Origin of the sequence: Pseudoalteromonas prydzensis (genome assembly GCF_011050055.1) — a bacterium.
Classification (GTDB): Bacteria; Pseudomonadota; Gammaproteobacteria; order Enterobacterales; family Alteromonadaceae; genus Pseudoalteromonas; species Pseudoalteromonas prydzensis_A.
This window is the reverse complement of sequence record NZ_DRGM01000088.1, coordinates 1-7,866: the sequence shown is the minus strand read 5'-3', so window position 1 is coordinate 7,866 and position 7,866 is coordinate 1. Positions and strand designations below refer to the sequence as shown.

The following is a 7,866-nucleotide window of genomic DNA, read 5'->3' as shown; positions in this document are numbered from 1 at the left end:
TGCTTTTGCTGATGATTCTGAACTTGAAAAAATACTCGTTACAGGGGATTTTCAAAAAGAAAGCATTCAAACCCTCAGCGCCAGCGCTAGCTTATTTAGCGACCGTGAAATTAATGAGCGTGGTGCTAGTTTTCTAGATGAAATGCTTGCCAGTGCCGCGAATGTAAACTTTACCTCGGGTGCATCTCGTGGCCGTTATATTCAAATTCGTGGGGTTGGTCTACGCTCGCAGTTTGTTGATCCAATCAACCCATCTGTTGGCTTAGTCATTGACGGTATTAATTATTCAGGCCTTGGCGGCAGTTCACTGTTATTTGATGTCAACCAAGTTGAAATATACCGTGGCCCGCAAGGCACACGCTTTGGTGCTGATGGCATGGCTGGTATGATCCAAATGGAATCAGCCGATCCAACTTTTGACCCTAGCATCAAAGTGCAGCTTGGTGCGGGTAACTACAATAGTTATGAAGCTGGTGTTGCCGCAGGTATTGGTATTACAGACAGCACCGCAGTGCGCGCCAGTATTTACCAACGTGAATCTGATGGTTATGTTGATAACCTATATTTAAACGAGTCAACGCAACAACAAGATGAACTGGTTGGCCGCTTTAAACTTCATAGCCAACTAACCGATCACTTGCGCTCTGAGTTAAGCGTTCATTATATTGATATCAATAACGGCTATGATGCCTTTACCCTTGATAACAGCCGCAATAGCGTAGCAGATAACCCAGGCCAAGATAACCAAGAAAGTATCGCGCTAGGTCTTGCCAATATTTACACCGGTTTTGATTGGTTTGATGTCAGTCTTAACCTATCAGGTATTGATAGTGAGTTAGTCTACAGCTTTGATGAAGACTGGGTATGTAACGATATTAATAAGCCGCAGTTATGTGGCGCAGGACTGCACCCCGATGGTTATAGCTACGAAGACGCTTATTATCGTGATCGCAAAGATAAAACCGCTGAATTACAATTCAATGGCAAGTCTCGCGATTGGGTTGCTGGAATATATTACCAAGGAAAAGACGTAGACCTTGACCGTCAGCGTCGAAAGTTTTCTGAGCATGAAGCTTTTAACTCAACTTATGAAGTGAATAATGTAGCGGTATATGGTCAATTAGCTACAGTAATTAATCCAAAAACTACATTAATTACCGGTTTGCGTGTTGAGAAATACCAAGGGGATTATACTGATAGTAACGGATTTATTGTTGGCACTGATGATGTGATGGTCGGTGGTAAACTTGCACTAGAGTATCAAGTGATTGACCGTACCATGATTTATACCAGCCTGACTCGTGGTTACAAAGCCGGTGGTATTAACTCCGAAGCGCTCGCAAAAGCACAAGAATTCGAGCTCGGCGCCGACTTTTTTAAACAACACACAACCTTTGAACCTGAGTATTTATGGAATGGTGAATTTGGCGTTAAAGGTAGTTCGTTAGATGAAAAATTCACCCTACGCTTAGCTGCTTTTTATATGTACCGTGAAGATATGCAATTAAAGTCATGGTTAGTAGAAGAGCAAAACTTCACTAGTTACTTTGATAATGCTGGCTCAGGTGAAAACTACGGCCTTGAAATTGAGGGGAGTTATCAGTTAACTGACAACTTGTTTTTCACCGGTAGTGTTGGTTACTTAGATACTAAGATAAACGATTATGTTGCCAGAACAAGCCTCTACTCACCTCCATTAGATCAAGATGGCCGCGAGCAATCACAAGCCCCTAAATACCAATATGCGTTTACAGCCCGTTATAATTTCACTAATGAGCTATATGCCACGGTTGGTATTGAAGGCAAAGACGATTACTACTTCTCCGATAGCCACAACTCACAAGCACCCAGTGTGAACTTAGTTAACTTCAGTGCTGGCTATGAAGCGGATCAATGGTCAATCCGTGGGTGGGCACGTAACGTGTTTGATGAAGAAGTGCCGACACGTGGTTTTGAATTTGGTAATGATCCAGCTGATGGTTATGCCACTCACACCTACACGCAATTTGGTGAACCTATGGTCGCCGGCGTCACCTTTATCTACGAGTTATAACACATAGATTCTAGGTAACTAGGTTCTAGGGTCTCCTAGCACCTAGTTATCTCGTCCCACAATTAAGCTCTAGCAACATCAAACGCGATGACTTCTTTTATGGTGCCTTTTTGCGTTGCTAACATCACTAACCTATCAACCCCTAATGCCACTCCTGCGCATTGCGGTAAGCCATGCTCTAGAGCGGCGATTAAACGTGTGTCCATAGGCACTTGTGTTAAGTTATTCGCTTTGCGGTATACATTGTCCTCAGTGAAGCGTTTAGCTTGCTCCTGTGCATTGGTAAGCTCGTTAAAGCCATTCGCCAGCTCCATGTTCTGATAATAAAGCTCAAAGCGCCCTGCTACTCGCGAGTCGTGTTCACAAATACGCGCTAAAGCGGCTTGCGATGCCGGAAAGTGATAAACAAAACAGGGCTTATCTTGGCCAATGGTTGGCTCTACTTTCATGCAAAATAATAATTGCAGTAAGGTATCTCGGTGAGTTTCATGCGCAGCTATATCAGCAAAGCCTTGCTCAATAGCCAGTTGTTGTAATTGCGCCAGTGTAGCGGTCAGTGGATCAACCCCCAAAGCGTGTTGGAATGCTTGCTGGTAAGTTAATCGCTGCGCTGTTGGGACATTTAAAACCAGCTGCATCAGCTCATCTATCTCATCCATCAAGGCAAATTCATCAAACCCAGGGCGATACCATTCCAGCATAGTAAATTCTGGATTATGGTGACTACCTGCTTCTTCATTACGAAACGCCTTACAGAGTTGAAAAATAGCACCACTGCCTGCGGCTAATAAGCGCTTCATGGCAAACTCAGGGGACGTTTGTAAGTACAGCGGCAAGCCTTTGGCATGGCCTGGTCCTACAAAAGAAGTATTAAAACTGGCTAAGTGTACGTCGGTAACACTGGCAGCACTTAGGCTGGGGGTATCGACTTCCATTACCTCTCGGGCATAAAAAAACTCACGGATAGTTCTTACAATATTCGCACGTTGCTGCAAGGTTGCTATTTCGGCGCTAGGCATCCAAAGATCTGCTGACATATTTTCTCCAAAAAAAATCCCAGCCTAAGCTGGGATTTAATTAAGTCATGTTATTGCTTACTTAACACGGCTTACGTATTCACCACTGCGAGTATCTACTTTGATCACTTCGCCGATTTGTACGAATAATGGTACACGTACTACAGCACCAGTGCTTAACGTAGCTGGTTTACCACCAGTACCGGCTGTATCACCTTTTAGGCCAGGATCAGTTTCAGTGATCTCAAGTTCTACAAAGTTAGGTGGGGTCACAGCAATTGGGCTGCCATTCCATAATGTGATAGTACATACATCATTTTCAACTAACCATTTACCTGAATCGCCTAGCGCTTTTTCATCAGCGGCAATTTGTTCAAAGGTTTCGTTGTTCATAAAATGCCAAAACTCACCGTCAGTGTAAAGATACGCAAGATCGGTATCCATTACATCAGCACCTTCGACTGTATCACCTGATTTAAAGGTTTTCTCAAGTACTTTTCCAGAGATCAGTTTGCGGATGCGAACACGGTTAAATGCTTGACCTTTACCAGGCTTTACCATTTCATTTTCTAAAATACTGCAAGGCTCGCCGTCCATCATAATTTTTAGGCCGCCCTTGAACTCGTTGGTGCTATAATTCGCCATCGTTTCCTCTATCTAATAATTTTTCGAGTAATCTACGTGCCAATGATACAAAGAAATGAAGCAAATTTGCATAAAAACTGGCAAAAAGAATTAGCTAATGTTGTTACCTGCCCACGCACCTTGCTAGAAATGCTAGGTTTATCAAGCATGGCCGATGAAAAAGACCTTAAAGCGCGAGCTCTTTTTCCGGTTCGTGTACCTGTGCCTTTTATCAAAAAAATGCGTTATGGCGATATAAACGACCCGTTACTGCTGCAAGTCATGCCACGCCACCAAGAGTTTATCGCTAAAACAGGATTTGATAAAGATCCTTTGCAAGAACAAAACAACGCGCAACCAGGGCTATTACATAAATACCAGTCGCGAGTTTTAGTGATGTTTAAAACGGGTTGTGCTGTAAATTGCAGATATTGCTTTCGTCGTCATTTTCCGTACCAAGAAAATCAGCTAAATAAACGCAGCTTAATTGAAGCACTCGACTACATTAAATCGGATAACGATATAAATGAAGTGATCTTAAGTGGTGGCGATCCTCTGATGGCCAAAGACGATGCAATTAGTTGGTTTATGGATGAACTGGAACAACTACCACAAATTAAACGGATGCGAATTCACAGCCGTTTACCTGTGGTGATCCCCGCCCGTATTACCGATGAGTTATGCCAACGCTTAGCAAAGTCGCCGCTTAAAATCGTGTTTATTAATCATATCAATCACGCCAATGAGATTGACGATGAATTTAAAGCCGCGATGCAAAAACTCAAACAAGCTGGGGTGATGCTACTTAATCAAGCTGTTATTTTAAAAGAGGTGAACGATTCAAGCCAAGCACAAGTCGCCCTAAGTGAAGCATTATTTGCGGCTGACGTACTGCCTTATTACTTATATTTATTAGACAAAGTTGAAGGGGCTAGCCACTTTGATATTGAGGAATCGCAGGCACGCAAAATCATGGCTGATATGCTACACGCATTACCAGGCTACTTAGTGCCTAAACTTGTACGTGAGATCGGTGGTCAAAAAAGTAAGACCCCTATTGACCTCAAGCTGGTTTAATAGCGCAATGCGCTATTAAACATACACGTTTACGTTATTACCAAGCGTCGCTGTTACTGATTTTGCTGGTGTTTGCGCTGCACTGCTAGTGCCAGCTGCTTCAATTAACGCCAGTGCCGCCGCGCCATCCGCCTTCTGCTGTTTTTTTGCTAAAGCTGCGCTGTAAACTTCACCGCTTTGTCCGGCACCACTCATGGCCGGTAAGTTTCCACCTGATATATTCATAGCTCATACCTGACTTTTTAGTTCATTACCCGTATTATATCGACATTGCAGTCGAAAGCTTTAGGAAAAAAATGGATTCAATTATTGAACAACTCAATACCAACTTAAAAATTGTTTATCGTCAATCACTTGATGCTGATAAAAAGTTAGATGAACTTCAACAACAAGGTCATGGTAAGTTTAAGGCCTTATTCCCTGCTGATGCAGGCTTTAACTTTGAAGCTAAGCGCTTTAAACCTTATGTACTGGATGTCGCCGCTGATGTAGAGAGCCTGAGTAGAAACAGCCTTGACGAAGAAAAGCTGAAAACGACAGTAATTAAGCTACAACAAATACTGCAATTATTAGCTACTTTTAAGTAGCAAAAAAGCGCTCATACACTGTGAGCGCTTTTCTCATCCAAGCTAATTTATATAATTAGCTTGGAACGATTTCAGGCATTAATTCTTTATTAAACCAATCTGTAATTAAGCGTTTATCGTAATAAAACTGTTCATCTCGGCCCATTTTAATTTTATCCATAAAGCCCATGTCTTTTAACTCGACTTTATCGCTTTCGCTCAGCACTTTGCCATCTTTATCAGTAACTGAATATGTAAACTCAATGCGTGGAAAATAAATTGGTTTAACAATACGTAAATCATTCATACCACCAAAACGTACATCACCGGCTAAATCCAGTTCAGTGACTTCAACGTTAAATTTATAACCTTCAGGTAATTGTTCAGCCAGTTTATTGAAGTGCTTTTCAAAGCTTGTCGCAATATGTTTATGATATGACCCTTTAGGTTCATTTGATGGTCGCACATCACGGTAGTCATTAAAGTCTTGCCATTTAACTACAGCTTCGCCAGCATGAGCAAAAACAGGAAGTGCTATTAGCATTGCCATTGCTATTTTTTTAACTGTATTCATAACATTCTCCAATAAAGGCGTTACCCTATTTATAAGGTGCAAGATTAGCACTTTCAACTTAACTATAGCTTAATACTAATTTTCGTAATTGTTATCATTTATAGCAAAAATGTAATCAAGCTTATAATTTTACCAACAACTAATACCAATCGTGTTAAGTTACTGACCACTTATAGCGACAGAAAAATAGCGTGATAACAAGGCAGAAATTTTGACATGTAGTTGTTCTCGGCAATTGCTCCTGCATTGCTCTACCTCTTGCATCCATGCAGTCGTACATGAAAAGTTACTAACGCAGTTAGCGCTTTATTTAGCGCGCTAGAATGGTTAAATATTTAAGTCGATTGGTATAAACTAAATGACAGATAACACAAGCAATCAATCGCTATTTGTGATGAAATTAGCTTAATTGAATAAAATTACTTAAATGGAGATAGTATGACTATTTTAGTCACCGGTGGTGCAGGCTATATCGGCTCACACACAGTTTTAGAGCTACTACAGCAAGGACAGGACGTTGTCGTTATCGATAATCTAAGTAATTCGTCACCGGAATCGCTCACCCGAGTAAAAAGCATCACAACCAAAGACGTTACTTTTTATCAAGGTGATATTCTCGATAAAGCATTTTTAGAGCGTGTATTTACGACACATAAAATCGACAGTGTTATTCATTTTGCAGGCCTTAAAGCTGTAGGTGAATCGGTTGTAAAACCGATTGAGTATTATCAAAATAATGTACAAGGTACGCTAACACTGGTTGACGCAATGCGTGATGCGGGTGTATTCAAACTGGTATTTAGTTCATCCGCCACTGTGTATGGTGACCCAGCAAGCTTACCGATCCGCGAAGATTTCCCAGTGGGTGGCACCACTAACCCTTACGGCACATCAAAACTAATGGTTGAAATGATGCTGCAAGATATAGCAAAATCAGATGAACGCTTTGCCTTCGCGATTTTACGCTACTTTAATCCTGTAGGCGCACACGAATCAGGATTGATCGGTGAAGATCCCAATGGCATTCCAAACAACTTGCTTCCTTACATTTCACAAGTTGCTGTGGGTAAGTTAAAGCAATTAGGTGTATTTGGTGATGACTACGACACTGTTGACGGCACCGGAGTTCGTGACTATATCCACGTTGTTGACTTAGCACTTGGTCATTTAAAGGCACTAAATAAAATAAACCAAGATACCGGTGCCCACGTTTACAACCTAGGTACTGGCAATGGTTATTCAGTTCTACAAATGCTCAACGCATTTAGCAAAGCCTGTGGTAAAGAAGTTCCTTATCTAGTATCGCCTCGTCGTCCTGGCGATATTGCAGCCTGCTACGCGGCACCAGAAAAAGCCCTTAAAGAACTTGGTTGGCAAGCAGAGCGCGGCATTGATATCATGATGCAAGATACTTGGCGTTGGCAAAGTAACAACCCAAATGGCTATAAATAAAAGCTCATAGATTAAACAAAAAACCGCTATCTTAGCGGTTTTTTGTAAGCGAGTTTTCAAGAATAAAGAATGACTGTGTATAGCAAGCAGCCAACGATTATTGCGGTCTTCCTTGCTCACTTTTCTCTAGACGTAAAAAAGCCCGATTATTGCTAGTCGGGCTTTCTCTATTTGGAGCCTGGCGATGACGTAGTGCCCACAGCGGTAGAGAGCCACATAACAAATGCGACACTCTCATCACACTGTTTCGTTTCACTACTGAGCTCGATATGCTAAGTGTGTTTTGTCGGACACTTACGTAATACCAATACTATTTATTAAGTGATCAAATTTGTCCATGCTCTAAAGCACATATGCTTAATGTTAGTAATATTTGAACGAAACAGTGTGATGAGAGTGTCGCATTTGTTATGTGGCTCTCTACCGCTGTGGGCACTACGTCATCGCCAGGCTCCAAATAGAGAAAGCCCGACTAGCAATAATCGGGCTTTTTTACGTCTAGAG

At 41.8% G+C, this 7,866-nt stretch carries 8 protein-coding genes; 4 read left to right on the top strand and 4 right to left on the bottom strand.

Features of this window, described 5'->3' with window-relative positions; genetic code table 11:
• On the top strand, nt 1-2,053 hold a 2,053-nt coding region (locus ENH88_RS08440; protein ID WP_304181603.1), incomplete at its 5' end, for a TonB-dependent receptor.
• Between the two features lie 62 nt (nt 2,054-2,115).
• On the opposite strand, the gene epmA is transcribed toward ENH88_RS08440, so the two are convergent.
• Nucleotides 2,116-3,090, bottom strand: a complete 975-nt coding sequence (gene epmA, locus ENH88_RS08435; protein ID WP_304181601.1) for an elongation factor P--(R)-beta-lysine ligase — start codon at nt 3,088-3,090, stop codon at nt 2,116-2,118.
• Nucleotides 3,091-3,147: 57 nt separating this feature from the next.
• Nucleotides 3,148-3,714: an elongation factor P gene (gene efp / locus ENH88_RS08430; RefSeq protein WP_064668759.1), complete on the bottom strand. Its 567-nt coding sequence runs from the start codon at nt 3,712-3,714 to the stop codon at nt 3,148-3,150.
• A 42-nt stretch (nt 3,715-3,756) separates the two neighbouring features.
• Here efp and epmB point away from each other — a divergent pair, with 42 nt between their 5' ends.
• Nucleotides 3,757-4,770, top strand: coding sequence for an EF-P beta-lysylation protein EpmB (gene epmB, locus ENH88_RS08425; protein ID WP_304181599.1), 1,014 nt, complete (start codon nt 3,757-3,759; stop codon nt 4,768-4,770).
• Between the two features lie 15 nt (nt 4,771-4,785).
• On the opposite strand, the gene ENH88_RS08420 is transcribed toward epmB, so the two are convergent.
• Entirely contained in the window at nt 4,786-4,995 is a 210-nt protein-coding gene (locus tag ENH88_RS08420) for a hypothetical protein (protein WP_064668757.1), read from the bottom strand.
• Between the two features lie 71 nt (nt 4,996-5,066).
• On the opposite strand from ENH88_RS08420, the gene ENH88_RS08415 reads away from it, so the two are divergent.
• Complete coding sequence (locus ENH88_RS08415; protein ID WP_304181596.1) at nt 5,067-5,357, top strand: prephenate dehydrogenase; 291 nt, start codon at nt 5,067-5,069, stop codon at nt 5,355-5,357.
• A 55-nt stretch (nt 5,358-5,412) separates the two neighbouring features.
• Here the strand turns inward: ENH88_RS08415 and ENH88_RS08410 are convergent, their stop codons facing one another.
• On the bottom strand, nt 5,413-5,910 hold the full coding sequence (locus ENH88_RS08410; RefSeq protein ID WP_304181594.1) for a DUF3016 domain-containing protein: 498 nt from the start codon (nt 5,908-5,910) through the stop codon (nt 5,413-5,415).
• A 438-nt stretch (nt 5,911-6,348) separates the two neighbouring features.
• On the opposite strand from ENH88_RS08410, the gene galE reads away from it, so the two are divergent.
• Nucleotides 6,349-7,362, top strand: a complete 1,014-nt coding sequence (galE, locus tag ENH88_RS08405) for a UDP-glucose 4-epimerase GalE (protein WP_304181592.1) — start codon at nt 6,349-6,351, stop codon at nt 7,360-7,362.
• Nucleotides 7,363-7,866: the final 504 nt, after the last annotated feature.